14 protein-coding genes are annotated in these 15,738 nt (G+C 71.3%); 8 read left to right on the top strand and 6 right to left on the bottom strand.

Annotated elements, in window-relative coordinates; translation table 11 throughout:
- Positions 1-12: 12 nt before the first annotated feature.
- Positions 13-624 (bottom strand): 30S ribosomal protein S4, encoded by a 612-nt coding sequence (rpsD, locus tag OG295_RS28285; RefSeq protein ID WP_266837932.1) that lies wholly within the window; start codon positions 622-624, stop codon positions 13-15.
- 55 nt (positions 625-679) lie between these two features.
- Here rpsD and OG295_RS28280 point away from each other — a divergent pair, with 55 nt between their 5' ends.
- The gene (locus tag OG295_RS28280) at positions 680-1,609 is read left to right on the top strand and encodes a DUF2470 domain-containing protein (protein ID WP_371679436.1); all 930 of its coding nucleotides are present in this window, start codon (positions 680-682) and stop codon (positions 1,607-1,609) included.
- Between the two features lie 42 nt (positions 1,610-1,651).
- Here the strand turns inward: OG295_RS28280 and OG295_RS28275 are convergent, their stop codons facing one another.
- Both OG295_RS28275 and OG295_RS28270 read right to left on the bottom strand, forming a co-directional pair.
- Positions 1,652-3,004, bottom strand: a complete 1,353-nt coding sequence (locus tag OG295_RS28275) for a replication-associated recombination protein A (RefSeq protein ID WP_371679435.1) — start codon at positions 3,002-3,004, stop codon at positions 1,652-1,654.
- Between the two features lie 43 nt (positions 3,005-3,047).
- Positions 3,048-3,665 (bottom strand): vitamin K epoxide reductase family protein, encoded by a 618-nt coding sequence (locus tag OG295_RS28270; protein WP_356221283.1) that lies wholly within the window; start codon positions 3,663-3,665, stop codon positions 3,048-3,050.
- A gap of 140 nt (positions 3,666-3,805) precedes the next feature.
- Between OG295_RS28270 and OG295_RS28265 the strand changes: the two genes are divergently transcribed.
- Genes OG295_RS28265 through OG295_RS28250 form a run of 4 tightly spaced genes read left to right on the top strand, consistent with a single transcriptional unit; the run spans position 3,806 to position 7,374 of the window.
- A complete protein-coding gene (locus tag OG295_RS28265; RefSeq protein WP_371679434.1) occupies positions 3,806-4,687 on the top strand; it encodes an ABC transporter ATP-binding protein in 882 nt (293 codons plus the stop codon).
- Entirely contained in the window at positions 4,684-5,538 is an 855-nt protein-coding gene (locus OG295_RS28260; RefSeq protein WP_371679433.1) for an ABC transporter permease, read from the top strand. Before OG295_RS28265 ends, OG295_RS28260 begins: the two co-directional genes overlap by 4 nt.
- Positions 5,496-6,734, top strand: coding sequence for a sensor histidine kinase (locus tag OG295_RS28255; RefSeq protein WP_371679432.1), 1,239 nt, complete (start codon positions 5,496-5,498; stop codon positions 6,732-6,734). Before OG295_RS28260 ends, OG295_RS28255 begins: the two co-directional genes overlap by 43 nt.
- Before the next feature lie 13 nt (positions 6,735-6,747).
- Positions 6,748-7,374: a response regulator gene (locus OG295_RS28250; RefSeq protein ID WP_371679430.1), complete on the top strand. Its 627-nt coding sequence runs from the start codon at positions 6,748-6,750 to the stop codon at positions 7,372-7,374.
- 68 nt (positions 7,375-7,442) lie between these two features.
- Here OG295_RS28250 and hisS read toward each other — a convergent pair whose 3' ends face one another.
- Complete coding sequence (gene hisS, locus OG295_RS28245; protein ID WP_371679429.1) at positions 7,443-8,702, bottom strand: histidine--tRNA ligase; 1,260 nt, start codon at positions 8,700-8,702, stop codon at positions 7,443-7,445.
- Positions 8,703-8,712: 10 nt separating this feature from the next.
- Complete coding sequence (locus tag OG295_RS28240; protein ID WP_266837951.1) at positions 8,713-9,423, bottom strand: MBL fold metallo-hydrolase; 711 nt, start codon at positions 9,421-9,423, stop codon at positions 8,713-8,715.
- Positions 9,424-9,576: 153 nt separating this feature from the next.
- Here OG295_RS28240 and OG295_RS28235 point away from each other — a divergent pair, with 153 nt between their 5' ends.
- From OG295_RS28235 to OG295_RS28225, 3 genes are all read left to right on the top strand, one after another.
- Entirely contained in the window at positions 9,577-10,359 is a 783-nt protein-coding gene (locus tag OG295_RS28235; protein WP_371679428.1) for a peptidylprolyl isomerase, read from the top strand.
- Positions 10,360-10,548: 189 nt separating this feature from the next.
- Positions 10,549-11,778 carry a DUF349 domain-containing protein gene (locus tag OG295_RS28230; RefSeq protein ID WP_371679427.1) on the top strand — a complete coding sequence of 410 codons (1,230 nt, stop codon included), beginning with the start codon at positions 10,549-10,551 and terminating at the stop codon, positions 11,776-11,778.
- Positions 11,779-11,959: 181 nt separating this feature from the next.
- Positions 11,960-13,210 carry a hypothetical protein gene (locus tag OG295_RS28225; RefSeq protein ID WP_371679426.1) on the top strand — a complete coding sequence of 417 codons (1,251 nt, stop codon included), beginning with the start codon at positions 11,960-11,962 and terminating at the stop codon, positions 13,208-13,210.
- Between the two features lie 90 nt (positions 13,211-13,300).
- Here the strand turns inward: OG295_RS28225 and OG295_RS28220 are convergent, their stop codons facing one another.
- Positions 13,301-15,724, bottom strand: coding sequence for a bifunctional (p)ppGpp synthetase/guanosine-3',5'-bis(diphosphate) 3'-pyrophosphohydrolase (locus OG295_RS28220; protein WP_266837959.1), 2,424 nt, complete (start codon positions 15,722-15,724; stop codon positions 13,301-13,303).
- Positions 15,725-15,738: the final 14 nt, after the last annotated feature.

Genomic DNA, 15,738 nt, shown 5'->3' with positions numbered 1-15,738 from the left:
ACGGCCGCTGGATCAGCGGGCGTAGTACTCGACGACGAGCTGCTCGTCGCAGATGACCGGGATTTCCTTGCGGTTCGGGTCGCGGTCCAGGCGGAAGGCCAGGGCCTTCAGGTTGACCTGCAGGTAGCGCGGGGTCTCGCCCTCGCCTGCGTAGCCACCCTCACGGGCAACCTGGAACGGAACCTTCTCGCGGCTGCGCTCGCGCACGGTGATGACGTCGTCCGGACGGACACGGAACGACGGCTTGTCGACCTTGGCGCCGTTGACCTCGATGTGGCCGTGAACGACCATCTGGCGGGACTGGTAGATCGTGCGGGCGATGCCCGAACGCAGCACCAGGGCGTCGAGGCGACGCTCGAGCTCGACGACCAGCGCCTCGCCCGTCTTGCCCTCGGCCTTCTTGGCGCGGTCGTACGCGCGGGCCATCTGGCGCTCGGAGATGTCGTACTGCGCGCGCAGACGCTGCTTCTCCAGCAGACGGACCTTGTAGTCCGAGTTCTGCTTGCGGCCACGGCCGTGCTCGCCCGGCGGGTAGGGGCGGGCCTCGAAGTACTTGACAGCCTTCGGCGTCAGGGCGATGCCGAGGGCACGCGACTTCTTGACCTTGGGTCGCTTCTGGTTCACGGGGAACCTACCTCCATGTAAGTTAGGTGAGGCTTACCTTATCGAGGAGGACGTAATGTCTCGACCACATGGGATCCCCCTGCCCAGTGCGCAGCGCAGTTCGGATTCAGACGAAACAGAATCCGCTTGCGCCGACGATAAGCAAGGTCAGCCGCGTCCCAGGGAAGGCGTTCGGCAGCTCACCGGAGCCGAACGCGTACGAACCCTCGTAGAGTCCAACGCCTCAGTATCCCTCACCCTGCCGGGTGCTCGTGACACGCACGGGCACGACGAGTTCGGGAAAGGGGCGCCGGTCGCACGGACCGTCACCCCGGACGGGGACGTGATTCTCCTTGTTTCCGGGGAATCCGCGGCTGCCAGGGCCGCCGCTCACGCCCAGGACGACGACCTCACCGCCGTGATCGAGATCACGGATGTGGCGCCGGTGTCCGTGCCCCATCGTATACGCGGCCGCGCCCGGCTCGCCGGGTGGCTGACGCCTGTCCGCGGGGACGAGCGGGCGGCCTGCGCCGCGCTGCTCGCCGAACGGCAGCCGGTGGGCGAGCTGCTGGGCCTGTCCGACTTCCCGGACCCGCCCGGGGACGCCCGCTCCACCCGCCCCGCCTGGATGATGCTCCGCCTGGAGGTCGGCGAGATCTCGGTGGACGACCTCTGGGGTGCCGAGCGCGTGGACCCGGAGGAGCTCGCCGCCGCCCGGCCCGACCCGATGACCGCCCACGAGGCCGAGCTGCTCCAGCACCTGCACGCCGCGCACGCCGACCGGGTGGCCGACCTCTGCGGGCTGCTGGGCCCCCGGGCGACGGCCGGCCTGAAGGCCGTCCCGCTGGCCCTGGACCGCCTCGGCCTGCGGGTGCGCTTCACGGACGTGGGCGACGGGGCCGCCCGCTCCTCCTTCGACGCCCGCTTCGACTTCCCGGAGCCGGTGGCGGACGTCTGCGGCCTGCGCCGGGCGGTGCACCACCTCTTCGCGGCCGCCGCTCACTGAGGGCAGGCCGCGGCGCCGTCGGCGATGGGCGGAGCCGGGCGGTCAGGATCCGCCGCGCAGCCGCTCCCGTACCTTCTCCACCACGTCCGCGTAGCGCGCTTCCGCCCCGTACCGGGTCGGCTCGTAGTACCGCTTGCCGTGGATCTCGTCCGGCGCGTACTGCTGCGCGGCGATCGCGCCCGGCACGTCGTGCGGGTAGACGTAGCCCACCGCGTGCCCCAGCTTCGCCGCGCCCTTGTAGTGCCCGTCCCGCAGGTGGGCCGGCACGGTCCCGGCGAGGCCGGCCCGTACGTCGGCCAGCGCGGCGCCGATCGCCGTCGTCGCGGTGTTCGACTTCGGGGCCAGGGCCAGGGCGATGGTGGCGTGGGAGAGGGTCAGCGCGGCCTCGGGGAAGCCGATCATCGCCACCGCCTGGGCGGCGGCCACCGCCAGCGGAAGGGCCGTCGGGTCGGCGAGGCCGATGTCCTCGCTCGCCGAGATCATCAGGCGCCGCGCGATGAACCGGGGGTCCTCCCCCGCCTCGATCATCCGGGCCAGGTAGTGCAGGGCGGCGTCCACGTCCGAGCCCCGGATCGACTTGATCAGCGCGCTCGCCACGTCGTAGTGCTGGTCGCCGTCCCGGTCGTACTTGACGGCCGCCCGGTCGACGGTCTCCTCCAGCGTCCGGAGGCTGATCTCCTCTTCGCCCTTGGCGATGGCCGAGCCGGCCCCGGCCTCCAGCGCGGTCAGCGCCCGGCGCGCGTCGCCCCCGGCGATCCGCAGCAGGTGCGCCTCGGTGTCGGCGGGCAGGGTGACCGCACCGCCCAGGCCCCGCTCCTCGGTGAGCGCGCGCCGCATGAGCGCCGTGAGGTCCTCGTCCGTCAGCGGTTCCAGCGTGAGCAGCAGGGAACGCGACAGCAGCGGGGAGATGATCGAGAAGTACGGGTTCTCGGTGGTCGCCGCGATCAGGGTGACCCAGCGGTTCTCCACCGCCGGGAGCAGCGAGTCCTGCTGCGCCTTGCTGAAGCGGTGGATCTCGTCGAGGAAGAGGACCGTCTCCTTGCCGTACCCGCCGGCGGCCCGCTTGGCGCCCTCGATGACGGCGCGGACCTCCTTGACGCCCGCCGTGATCGCCGAGAGCTCGACGAACCGCTTCTGCGTCGCCTGGCTGACCACGTAGGCGAGGGTGGTCTTGCCGATGCCCGGGGGTCCCCAGAGGATCACCGACGAGGCCCCGGCCGGTCCGCCGGCCCCCTCCCCCACCAGCCGCCGCAGCGGCGAGCCCGGCTTCAGCAGGTGCTGCTGGCCGACCACCTCGTCCAGGTTGCGCGGGCGCATCCGGACGGCGAGCGGCGAGGCCGAGGGGTCCTTCTCCTGGCGGTCCTCGGCGGCTGCGGTGAAGAGGTCTGGTTCCACACGGGAAGCCTATGCGAGGCCACCGACAGGGCGGTCCGGCGGCTCAGGAGGTCCAGAAGTCCCACCAGCGGGTCAGGATCAGCATCCCGATGATCCCGACGTGCAGGACCGGCAGCACCCAGGTGAACTCGTCGAAGAAGCTCCGCAGCCAGGCGGGGGCGGGCAGCAGGCCCTCGCGCACGTTGTGCGAGGTCACGTACCAGAACATGACGATGGTGGCGACCCAGGCCAGGCAGCACCACAGGCACAGGGAGTTGATGTTGTACAGCGACTGGTACATCAGCCAGGCGCAGAACCCGACGCCGAAGAGGGTGCCGGCGTTCAGGGTGAGCCAGTACCAGCCGCGGAACCGGGCCCCGGCCAGGATGCTCATGCCGACGCAGATCACGATCCCGTAGGCGACCAGCCCCAGCATGGGGTTCGGGAAGCCGAAGGCCGACGCCTGGTCGCTCTTCATGATGTTGCCGCAGGAGACGATGGGGTTCAGGCTGCAGCCCGGTGTGAAGTTCGGGTCCTCCAGCAGCTTGAACTTGTCGATGGTGATCACCCACGCCGCGAGCAGCCCCGCGGCCCCGGTGATCACCAGCAGCAGGGCGAGCGCCCGGCTCCCGCCGTAGGTCCGCGGAGCGGTATCCGCCCCGGCCGCCGTAGTCGTCGTCATACCCGCCCGCTCCACATCTGCAAGGTCAACAAGCACCGGCCATTGTGCCGCAAGGATCCCGGTGTCCACCGTTCGATGGACATAAGGACGTACGCACGGGGGGGGTCCGGTAGGGCACATTCCGCCACACCATTCGAGACATGACACAGAACGCGGTGCGGGTGCGGGGGCTTCGCAAGCGGTACGGCGCGGTCGCCGCGGTGGACGGACTCGATCTGACGATCCGGCAGGGCGAGGTCTTCGGACTCCTCGGGCCCAACGGCGCCGGCAAGAGCACGACGGTGGAGATCCTGCAGGGCCACCGCCAACGGGACGGCGGAGAGGTCAGCGTGCTCGGCGCGGACCCGGCCACCGCCGGACGGGCCTGGCGCTCGCGCGTCGGGATCGTCTGGCAGGACGAGTCGGCGCCCGCCGAGCTGACGGTACGGGAGACGGTCGAGCACTTCGCCCGCTACTATCCGGCGCCGCGCGACCCGGCCGAGGTCATCTCCCTGGTCGGCCTTGAGCAGAAGCGCGACCAGCGCGTGAAGGGGCTCTCGGGCGGCCAGCGGCGGCGGCTCGACGTGGCGCTCGGTGTGATCGGCGGCCCCGAGCTGCTGCTCCTCGACGAGCCGACCACCGGCTTCGACCCGGCGGCCCGCCGCAGGTTCTGGGACCTGATCCGGCTGCTCGCCGCCGAGGGCACCACCATCGTGCTCACCACGCACTACCTGGAGGAGGCCGAGGCCCTGGCCGACCGCCTCGCGGTCATCGCGAGCGGCAAGGTCGTCGCCGAGGGCGAACCGGCCGGACTGCGGGCCCGGTTCGGCACCGGGGCCACGGTCGAGTGGACCGAGGCCGACGGCACCCCGCGCAGCACCGCCACCGAGACCCCCACCCGTACGGTCGCCGAGCTGATGTCCCGCTTCGAGGGCGAGATCCCGGGACTGAAGATCGGCCGGCCCACCCTGGAGGACGTGTACCTGCGCCTCACGGGACAGCTCGTACCCACGACCGCGCCGACGCCGGAGGACGCACGATGACCACGACCGCCACGACCGGCACGGCCGGCGGGACCGCCGCGGCCGCGCGGGCGCTGCCGGGCGCCTGGGCCCTGGGACTGGGCCGCGGGGCCCTGGAGATCAGGCAGTTCGTCCGCCAGCGCGACGCGATGATCTTCACCTTCGCCTTCCCCGTCGTCTTCCTCGCCCTCTTCGCCTCGATCTTCAGCGACAGCGTGGAGAACACCGGGGTCACCGCCTCCCAGCTCTACGCGGCCGGCATGGTCGCCGCGGGCATCATGTCCACCAGCTTCCAGTCGCTCGGCATCTCGATCGCCGTCGAACGTGACGAGAAGGTGCTGCGCCGGCTCCGCGGGACCCCGATGCCCCCGGCCGCGTACTTCCTCGGCAAGGTCTGGATGGTGCTGGTCACCGGACTCGCGGAGACCGCCGTCCTGCTGCTCGTCGGCTCCACCCTGTTCGACCTGGACCTGCCGGCCTCGGGCGTCAAGTGGCTCACCTTCGGCTGGATCTTCGTCCTGGGCCTGACCGGCTGCGCCCTGCTCGGCATCGCCATCAGCAGCCTGCCCAAGTCCGGCAAGAGCGCCAGCTCGGTCGTGGTCCTGCCGTTCCTGATCCTGCAGTTCGTCTCGGGCGTGTTCATCCCGGTCAACGCGATCCCCGACTGGCTGCTGAACATCGGTGCGCTGTTCCCGCTCAAGTGGATGTGCCAGGGTCTGCGCGGGGTGTTCCTGCCGGAGTCCGCGGCCGTCCTGGAGCAGGCGGGCGGCTGGGAGTACGGAAAGGTCGCCCTGGTCCTGGGGGCCTGGGTCGTCGGAGGTCTGGTCCTGTGTCTGCTGACTTTCAGGTGGAAGAACGGGCGCGACGGCTGAACGGCTTCACCGGGACGGCCGGAGCGCGCGAGACCCACGTCTGGGACCGCGCGTTCGGGCCGTGGGACCTCTACTTCGGCGTCGTGTGGGCCGCGACCGTCGCCTTCGTGCTGGGCGCGGACTTCCCTCCGCTGTCGTACCGGCTCCCTGCCGCCGGCCTGCTCGCGCTGCTGATCCCCTGGTACGCGTGGGCCGGGCGGCCGCTCCTGCTGAAGGATCCGGGCGCCGGCCCGGCGCCGGCGCTGCGCTACCTGGGCGTGATGCTGGCCCTGTTCCTGCCCGCGGCCTGCCTGGTCGGCGAGACCCGGCTGATCACCTTCGCGCTCGCCCCGCACTGCTTCATGCTGCTGCCGCTGCGCCGGGCGATCGGCGCGATGGCGGTGGTGTCGCTGCTCCCGGTGGCCGGGTGGGCGCTGCTGTGGCGTCCGGCGGGCCACATCGTCTTCGTGAACGCCGTCGGCTCCCTCGTCACCTTCGCCTTCTCCGCCTTCTTCGGCGCCTGGATCATCCGGATCATCGAGCAGAGCCAGGACCGGGCCTCGCTGATCACCGAACTCGACGCCAGCCGGGAGGAGGTGGCCCGGCTGTCCGCCGCGCAGGGCGCCCATGCCGAAAGGGAACGCATGTCCCGCGAGATCCACGACACCCTCGCCCAGGGCTTCACCAGTCTGCTGATGCTGGTCCAGGCCGTGCAGTCGGAGCTGGAGACGGACCCGGAGCAGGCCCACCGGCACCTGGAGCTGATGGCCGCCACCGCCCGGCAGAACCTGGCCGAGGCCCGGGCACTGGTCTCGGGCGGCGCCCCCGCCGACCTGGACGCGGGCTCCCTGCCGGACGCGGTACGCCGCCTCGCGGCCCGGCAGGACCCGCCCGCGGCCGTGTCGGTGACCGGGGCGGTCCGGCCGCTGGCCGCGGCACTGGAGGTGGTGGCCCTGCGGTCCTGCCAGGAATCCCTGGCGAACGCCGCGAAGCACGCCGGTCCCGGGGCACGCTGCTCGGTGTCCCTGGCCTACGGCGACACCGCGCTGACGGTCACGGTCGAGGACACCGGGCGGGGCTTCGACCCGGCGGACCCCGCCCCGGGCCACGGACTTCCGGGCCTGCGCGCCCGTGCGGCGGAGGTCGGCGGCGCGGCGGCGATCGACAGCGCGGTCCACGCCGGGACCACCGTCACCGTGACCCTCCCGATCCGCTGAGGAGCCGTACGAGATGATCCGCATCCTGCTGGCCGACGACCACCCGGTGGTACGGGAGGGCCTGCGCGGCATGCTCAGCGCGGAACCGGACCTGGAGGTCGTCGCGGAGGCCTCGAACGGCCCCCAGGCGGAGGCACTGGCCGCACGGCTGCTCCCGGACCTGGAGCTGATCCTGATGGACCTGCGGATGCCGGGCGGCGACGGCGTCGAGTCCATCGCACGGATCAGCGCGGCCGGGCTGCCGGTACGGGTGGTGGTCCTGACGACGTACGAGGACGACCGGGACATCCTGCGGGCCGTGGAGGCGGGGGCCGCGGGCTACCTGCTGAAGGACATGGAGCGGACGGAACTGGCCGGGGCCGTCCGGGCGGCCGTCCGCGGCGATACGGTCCTGGCCCCCTCGGTGGCGGGCCGCCTGCTGGACCGCCTGCGCAGCCGCCCGGAGCGGCCGCGCCTCTCCGACCGGGAGGTGGCCGTCCTGCGCCTGGTCGCGGAGGGGGCGACGAACGCCGAGATCGGGCGCCGCCTGTTCGTGGCGGAGTCCACGGTCAAGACGCACCTGCTGCGCGTCTTCGGCAAGCTGGAGGTCACGGACCGCACGGCGGCCGTCACCACGGCCATGCGCCACGGCCTGCTGTAGGAGCGGACGGCGAAGGGCGGGGCGGGAGGGCCACGGCTCCCCCGCCCCGCCCCACCGGGCGGCACCCGTCAGGCGAGCTTCGCCCGCAGCGTCCCGACCACGTCGGCGAGCGCGACCGGAGCCTGCTCCCCCGACTCCATGTCCTTCACCTGGACCACGCCCTCTTCGAGGTCGCGGTCCCCGGCGACCAGCGCGAACCGCGCACCGCTGCGGTTCGCGTCCTTCATCGCGCCCTTGAGGCCCTTGCCCCCGTAGCTGATGTCCGCCGCCACACCGGCCCGCCGCAGCTCGGTCACCAGACCGAACAGCACCGGCTTCGCCGCGCCCAGGGCCACCGCGAAGACGGAGGTGGCGGCCGGGATGTCCAGCTCGACGCCCTCGGCCTCCAGGGCCAGGACGGTGCGGTCCACGCCGAGCGCCCAGCCGACCGACGGCAGCGCCGGGCCGCCGATCATCTCGGACAGGCCGTCGTAGCGGCCGCCGCCGCCGACCGCGGACTGCGAGCCCAGGCCGTCGTGGACGAACTCGAAGGTGGTGCGGGTGTAGTAGTCGAGGCCGCGCACGAGCTTCTCGTCGTCCTCGAAGGCGACCCCGGCGGCCGTGATCAGCGCCCGGACCTCCTCGTGGTACGCCTTGCAGGCGTCGCACAGGTAGTCGCGCAGCACCGGGGCGCCGACCAGCTGCTTCTGTACGTCGGCCCGCTTGTCGTCGAGGACGCGCAGCGGGTTGAGCTCGGCCCGGCGGACGGTCTCGGCGTCGAGGTCGAGGCCGCCCAGGAAGGCCTGGAGCGCCTCCCGGTACACCGGGCGGCACTCCTTGTCGCCGAGCGAGTTCAGCAGGATCCGGAAGTTGCGCAGCCCCAGCGAGCGGTACGCCTGGTCGGCGAGGATGATCAGCTCGGCGTCCAGCGCCGGGTCCTCGGCGCCGATCGCCTCGGCGCCGACCTGCGAGAAGTGGCGGTAGCGGCCCTTCTGCGGCTTCTCGTAGCGGTAGTACGAGCCCGAGTACCAGAGCTTGACCGGCAGGTTGCCCTTCTTGTGCAGGCTCGCCTCCAGCGCCGCGCGCAGCACCGAGGCCGTGCCCTCGGGACGCAGGGCCAGCTGGTCCCCGCCCTTGGTCTCGAAGGCGTACATCTCCTTGGAGACGATGTCGGTGGACTCGCCGACGCCGCGGGCGAAGAGGCCGACGTCCTCGAAGCCGGGCGTCTCGATGTAGCCGTAGCCGGAGTTCCGCAGCGGAGCCGCGATGGCCTCGCGCACCGCGAGGTACTTCACGGAAACCGGCGGGATCAGGTCGTACGTGCCCTTGGGGGCCTGGAAAGTAGCCACGAAACTCTTGTCACATTCCTCGTCGTGGGGCGGCGGTGCCGTCCCCCAGGCCGGCGGCGACTTCCCGCAGGTACGGGTTGGTCGCGCGCTCGCGGCCGATGGTGGTCTGGGAACCGTGGCCGGACAGCACCACCGTCGAGTCGTCCAGCGGCAGGCACACGCGGGCCAGCGACTGGAGCATCTCGGCGTGGGAGCCGCCGGGCAGGTCGGTGCGTCCGATGGAGCCGGCGAACAGCAGGTCGCCCGAGAAGAAGACCGACGGGACGTCGGCCGCCTCGGGCATCCGGAAGGTCACCGACCCCTTGGTATGACCGGGCGCGTGCGCCACCGAGAACTCCATCCCGGCCAGCTTCAGGGTGCTGCCGTCGCTCAGCTCGCGGACGTCGTCCGGCTCGCCGACGGTCAGCTCCCCCATGAGCGGCATCCCGATGGAGCGGCCGAGGGCCTTCTCCGGGTCGCTCATCATGTAGCGGTCCTCGGGGTGGATCCAGGCCGGTACGTCGTGTGCTCCGCACACCGGGACCACGGAGGCCACGTGGTCGATGTGGCCGTGGGTGAGGACGACCGCGACGGGCTTGAGCCGGTGCTTCCTCAGCGTCTCCTCGACACCCTGGGTGGCCTGGTGGCCCGGGTCGATGATGACGCACTCCTCACCGGCGGCGGGGGCGACCAGGTAGCAGTTGGTCCCCCAGGCCCCGGCGGGGAATCCGGCAATCAGCACGTTCGTCCCTCATTCATCGTCCGGTGGGAGGCAGTGGTTCGGAATCTGCTGCTCAGAGCCTACCGGCGCCCCTCATTACACAGCGAACCCATATACGGTACGGCCTAACCGAGCCCGGACAGCGGTACCAGATACGTACAAGGAGACGACCCGGTGGTCACGAGCGATCAGCGTCGGCGACAGCTCGCCAGGGAGAAGTACGAGCGCCAGCAGAAGCGCCGGGCGGAGGCCCGCCGCAAGTCCCGGCAGCGCTGGGCGGTGATCGGCGCGGCCGCGGCCGTGGTGGTCGCCACGCTGGTCGGGCTGGTCGTGGGGGGTGTCTTCGACAGCAAGGACACGAAGGACGCGGCGGCCGAGCCCTCGGCGTCCCCGTCGGCCCCGACGCCGAAGAAGTCGCCGTCCCCGGCGATGGCGATCGACGACAAGGCGAAGTACACCTTCGACCTGCAGACCAGCGCGGGACAGATCAAGTTCGAGATGGACGCGGCGAAGACCCCGCAGACCGTCAACTCGTTCAAGTCGCTCGCCGACAAGGGTTTCTTCGACAAGACCAAGTGCCATCGGCTGACCACCGGCGGGATCTACGTCCTGCAGTGCGGCGACCCGGAGGGCACCGGCATGGGCGGCCCCGGCTACACCATCCCGGACGAGAACCTGGACTCCCTGGGCAAGCCGAACGAGCAGGGCCAGGTGATCTACCCGGCCGGCACGGTGGCGATGGCCAACACCGGGCAGCCGGGCAGCGGCGGCAGCCAGTTCTTCCTCGTGTACAAGGACAGTCCGCTGGCCCCGGGCTACACGCCCTTCGGCAAGATCGACGCGGCCGGGCTGAAGGTCCTGGAGGACGTGGCCAAGGCCGGGACGGCCGACGGCGGCCAGGACGGCGCCCCGAAGACCCCCGTGGTCATCCAGAAGGGCTCCGTCACCAAGGACTGACGGGGCGGCGCGGCCCGGTCCGGCCGGTCCGGCGCCCGTACGGCGATATTGCGTCGTGCGGGATGCGGACAGCCGGCCCGGCGGTCGCCTATGTTGGCGTTGTGCAGGGCGGGCGCTGCCCGCCCCAGGAAACTGTGGACGATGCCCGGGGGGTGAACCCCCTCGCGGGCATCAGGTGGAGGAGGCGCTGTGAGCAGCGACCCGTGGGGCCGAGTCGACGAGACCGGCACCGTGTACGTGCGTACTTCCGAGGGCGAGCAGGTCGTCGGCTCGTGGCAGGCGGGCACCCCTGAGGAGGCCCTGGCCTACTTCGAGCGCAAGTACGAGGGCCTGGTGGTCGAGATCGGCCTCCTCGAACGGCGGGTGCGGACCACCGATCTGTCCGCCAAGGACGCCCAGACGGCCATCGAGCACCTGCGGACCCAGGTGGACGAGCACCACGCCGTGGGGGACCTCGCGGCGCTGCGCGTCCGGCTCGACAAGCTGGTGGCGACGGTGGACTCGCGGCGCGAGGAGCGCAAGGTCCAGAAGGCCAAGCAGGCGGACGAGGCCCGTACGGCCAAGGACGCGCTGGTGGCCGAGGCCGAGGAGCTGGCGCAGAGCGACCAGTGGCGCAGCGCCGGTGAGCGGCTGCGGGCCCTGGTGGACATCTGGAAGGGCCTGCCCCGGCTGGACCGCAAGTCGGACGACGAGCTGTGGCACCGCTTCTCGCACGCCCGCTCCGCGTTCTCCAAGCGCCGCAAGGCGCACTTCGCCGCGCTGGACGCGCAGCGCGAGGACGCCCGCAAGGCCAAGGAGAGGCTGGTCGCGGAGGCCGAGTCGCTGTCGAAGTCGACCGACTGGGGTCCGACCGCCGCCCGCTACCGCGAGCTGATGGACAGCTGGAAGGCGGCGGGCCGGGCGCAGCGCGAGGCCGAGGACGACCTGTGGAACCGTTTCCGCGGTGCGCAGGACGTGTTCTTCGCGGCGCGCGGCGAGGTCTTCGCCGAGCGGGACGCCGAGCAGACCGAGAACCTGAAGCTGAAGGAGGAGCTGACCGTCGAGGCGGAGAAGCTCGTCCCGGTGACGGACCTGAAGGCGGCGCGTGCCGCGTTCCGTTCCCTCAACGAGCGCTGGGAGGCCATCGGCCACGTGCCGCGGGACGCCCGTCCCAAGGTCGAGGGCCGGATGCACGCCGTGGAGCGGGCCATCCAGGAGGCCGAGGAGGGCGAGTGGCGGCGTACGAACCCGGAGGCGCGGGCCCGTGCGGCCGGTCTGACGGGGCAGCTCCAGGCGGCCGTCGACAAGCTGCGTGAGCAGATCGACGCCGCGCGCGCGGCGGGCAACAACGCGAAGGCGGACAAGCTGGCGCGGGAACTGGAGGGCCGGCAGGCCCTGCTGGACCAGGCGCTGAAGGGCCTGGAGGAGTTCGGCGGCTGACGGCCCCGGACCGCTTCGGACGGGCACCACCGGTTCCTCCGGTGGTGCCCGTCCGCCGTGTGCGCGTCCGATTCGTTACGTGGTTTCAACACAGGGTGCGCGCTGGGAGCACCTGACACCTGTGTACCGTTGTACGGTGCCGCCTCGGCGGCCTTCTGCCGGGCGACGACCAGGATTGAATGTGACGCATACCCAGATACGCGCTGATGTCCCAGACTCACTACTCGTTGCCGAGCCGCTCACCAGCAAGAAGGACACCGGGCTCCGAGGCGTCGGACGGCGCGTACTCTCCAACCTGCAGCGTGCGCGGAAGGCGCTGCTGATCCACATCGCACTGCGTGCCACAGGTCTCGCCGTCATGGCGGTGTGGGCGGAGCGCAAGGGTGTGCAGCCGCTGGAGATCCTGGGCGGGCGCTGGGACGCGATCTACTACCTGCACATCGCCGAGAACGGGCTGACGACCCCGCTGGCGACGCCGTCCCCCTGTGCGTTCGCGGGGCCGAGCTGCCAGATGGCGTTCTTCCCCGTCTACCCGATGATGATCCGCTGGACCTCGTACGTCACGGGTCTGCCCATGAACTGGGTGGCGATGGGCCTGGCGCTCTTCGCCTCGGTGATCGCGGCGTGGGGCATCTTCGCCGTCACGGACAAGATCTACGGCCGTCGGGTCGCGCTGTTCACCTGTGCCCTGTTCGCGATCGTGCCGGCCGCGATGGTGCAGTCGATGGCGTACACCGAGCCGCTGTTCCTCGCCCTGTCGGTGTGGGCGATGTACGCGGTGATGACCAAGTCCTGGCTGACGGCGGGCGTGCTGGCCTTCTTCGCCGGCGCGACCCGGCCCTCCGGTTCGGCCATCGTCGCGGCCGTGGTGCTGGCGGGCGTGTGGGAGTACGTCCAGTGGCGCCGGGGGCGCCGTGCGCAGCGGCCCCCGGTGGGCCGGATCGTCACGGCCTCGCTGATCGCCCCGCTGGGGTGGTTCGGGTACGTGGGGTACGTCGGCTGGCACTTCGGGCGCTGGGACGGCTACTTCGAGCTCCAGCGGCGCTGGGGTTCGGTCTACGACGGCGGTTTCGACACGCTCAACGAGCTGAAGAAGACCTTCACCGAGGTGCACACCACCCTCAACCACGTGGTGGTCAGCCTGACCGTGGTGGTGGCCGTGGTGCTGTTCGTGCTGATGACCCGCCGGCGCCGGCCCCCGATGGTCGTGTGGATCTTCGCAGCGATGATCATGCTGACGGCGCTGGGCGGAGCGGGCTTCTACTTCTCGAAGATGCGCTTCATCATGCCCGCCTTCCCCCTGCTCTTCCCCTTCGCGCTGGCCCTGGCCAGGGCCCGCCGGAGCACGGTGATGTGGATCATCGGTTCCGCGACCGTGGTGTCGGCGCTCTTCGGGGGCAACCTCAACTTCGTCTGGTGGGGCTGCCCCTGATCCGGCCCCGCTGCCGGCCGCGCACATGACGGTGGGCGCCACCCCGAGGGGGTGGCGCCCACCGTCATGTGCGGGCCCGGCAGCCGCCCCTCAGGGCCTGCGGGCGGAGGTGACGCGGTAGACGTCGTAGACGCCCTCGACGCCCCGTACGGCCTTCAGGACGTGGCCCAGGTGCTTCGGGTCGCCCATCTCGAAGGTGAACCGGGAGGTGGCCACCCGGTCCCGGGAGGTCTGCACGGCCGCCGAGAGGATGTTCACGTGCTGGTCCGACAGGACCCGGGTGACGTCCGACAGCAGCCGGGACCGGTCCAGCGCCTCCACCTGGATGGCGACGAGGAAGACGGAGGACTGGGTGGGCGCCCACTCGACCTCCAGCATCCGCTCGGGCTGCTGGGAGAGGGAGTCCACGTTCACGCAGTCGGCGCGGTGAACCGATACGCCACTGCCGCGCGTCACGAAGCCGATGATCGGGTCGCCCGGCACCGGGGTGCAGCAGCGGGCGAGCTTGACCCAGACGTCGTCGACGCCCTTGACCACCACGCCCGGGTCGGCGCTGCCGCGGCGCTTGGCCCGGCCGCGGGCCGGCGGGATGCTCTCCTCGATGTCCTCGTTGGCGGCCTCCTCGCCGCCGAGGGCCTGCACCAGCTTCTGGACGACGCCCTGCGCGGCCACGTGGCCCTCGCCGATCGCCGCGTAGAGCGAGGAGATGTCGGGGTAGCGCATCTCGTGCGCGAGGGTGACGAGGGAGTCGCCCGTCAGGATCCGCTGGATCGGCAGGTTCTGCTTGCGCATGGCCCGCGCGATGGCGTCCTTGCCGTGCTCGATGGCCTCGTCGCGGCGCTCCTTGGAGAACCAGGCGCGGATCTTGTTGCGGGCACGGGGGGACTTGACGAAGCCGAGCCAGTCGCGGGACGGGCCCGCACCCTCGGCCTTGGAGGTGAAGACCTCGACCAGGTCGCCGTTGTCGAGGGTCGATTCGAGCGGCACCAGCCGCCCGTTGACCCGCGCCCCTATGGTGCGGTGGCCGACCTCGGTGTGGACCGCGTAGGCGAAGTCCACCGAAGTGGCGCCCGCGGGCAGCGCGATGACGTCGCCCTTGGGGGTGAAGACGAAGACCTCGTTGCGGGAGAGGTCGAAGCGCAGCGAGTCCAGGAACTCGCCCGGGTCCTCCGTCTCCTTCTGCCAGTCGAGCAACTGCCGCAGCCAGGCCATGTCGTTGACGGTGTCCTGGCCCGCGCTGCCCTTGGCGGCCTGCGGGACGTCGGTGCGGACCTTGGAGGCGCCGGCGACGGTCTGCTGCTTGTACTTCCAGTGCGCGGCGATGCCGTACTCGGCGCGGCGGTGCATGTCGAAGGTGCGGATCTGGAGCTCGACGGGCTTGCCGCTGGGGCCGATGACCGTCGTGTGCAGCGACTGGTACATGTTGAACTTGGGCATCGCGATGTAGTCCTTGAACCGGCCGGGGACCGGGTTCCAGCGCGCGTGCACCGTGCCGAGGGCCGCGTAGCAGTCCCGGACGGTGTCCACGAGGACGCGGATGCCCACCAGGTCGTAGATCTCCGCGAAGTCACGGCCGCGGACGATCATCTTCTGGTAGACGCTGTAGTAGTGCTTGGGGCGGCCGGTGACCGTGGCCTTGATCCGGGCGGCTCTGAGGTCGACCATCACCTCGTCGGTGACGACGGCGAGGTATTCGTCGCGCTTGGGGGCGCGCTCGGCCACCAGGCGCACGATCTCGTCGTACATCTTGGGGTAGAGGATCGCGAAGGCGAGGTCCTCCAGCTCCCACTTGATGGTGTTCATGCCCAGCCGGTGCGCCAGCGGAGCGTAGATCTCCAGCGTCTCGCGGGCCTTCTTCTCCTGCTTCTCCCGCTTGAGGTAGCGCATGGTGCGCATGTTGTGCAGGCGGTCGGCGAGCTTGATGACCAGGACCCGGGGGTCCTTGGCCATGGCGACGACCATCTTGCGCACGGTCTCGGCCTGCGCCGCCTCGCCGAACTTGACCCGGTCGAGCTTGGTGACCCCGTCGACGAGCAGGGCCACGGCGTCGCCGAAGTCGCGGCGGAGCTGTTCGAGGCCGTACTCGGTGTCCTCGACGGTGTCGTGCAGCAGACCCGCCATCAGGGTGGCGGGGTCCATCCCGAGCTCGGCGAGGATGGTGGTCACCGCGAGCGGGTGGGTGATGTACGGGTCGCCGCTCTTGCGCTTCTGACCGCGGTGCCACCGCTCGGCCACCTGGTAGGCCTGCTCGATCTGGCGCAGCGTCGCCGTCTCGATCTTCGGGTCGTTGCTGCGGACTATGCGGAGCAGGGGTTCCAGTACCGGGTTGTACGGGTTCGAGCGCTGCACGCCCAGGCGTGCCAGCCGGGCGCGCACCCGGTTGGACGACCCGGCCGGCTTGGCCGGGGCGGGCTTGACCGGCGGGGCCGGCGGCGGCGTGGCCGCGGCCGCCGCGGCCGGGTCGGCCTGCGGGTCGGGCTGCGCGGCGGAGAGTGGCTGGACCTCGTCTGGCAAGAGCGCTCCTCACG

The sequence above is a fragment of the Streptomyces sp. NBC_01276 genome (assembly GCF_041435355.1).
Lineage (GTDB): Bacteria > Actinomycetota > Actinomycetes > Streptomycetales > Streptomycetaceae > Streptomyces.
The sequence above is the reverse complement of the archived record's forward strand: the minus strand, read 5'-3'. Positions and strand labels throughout refer to the sequence as shown.

Coding starts and splice junctions, on each gene's coding strand:
- OG295_RS28280 (WP_371679436.1), top strand. CDS start 680: ATGTCTCGACCACATGGGATCCCCCTGCCCAGTGCGCAGCGCAGTTCG.
- OG295_RS28270 (WP_356221283.1), bottom strand. CDS start 3,665: ATGACGACGACTACGGCGGCCGGGGCGGATACCGCTCCGCGGACCTAC.
- OG295_RS28265 (WP_371679434.1), top strand. CDS start 3,806: ATGACACAGAACGCGGTGCGGGTGCGGGGGCTTCGCAAGCGGTACGGC.
- OG295_RS28260 (WP_371679433.1), top strand. CDS start 4,684: ATGACCACGACCGCCACGACCGGCACGGCCGGCGGGACCGCCGCGGCC.
- OG295_RS28250 (WP_371679430.1), top strand. CDS start 6,748: ATGATCCGCATCCTGCTGGCCGACGACCACCCGGTGGTACGGGAGGGC.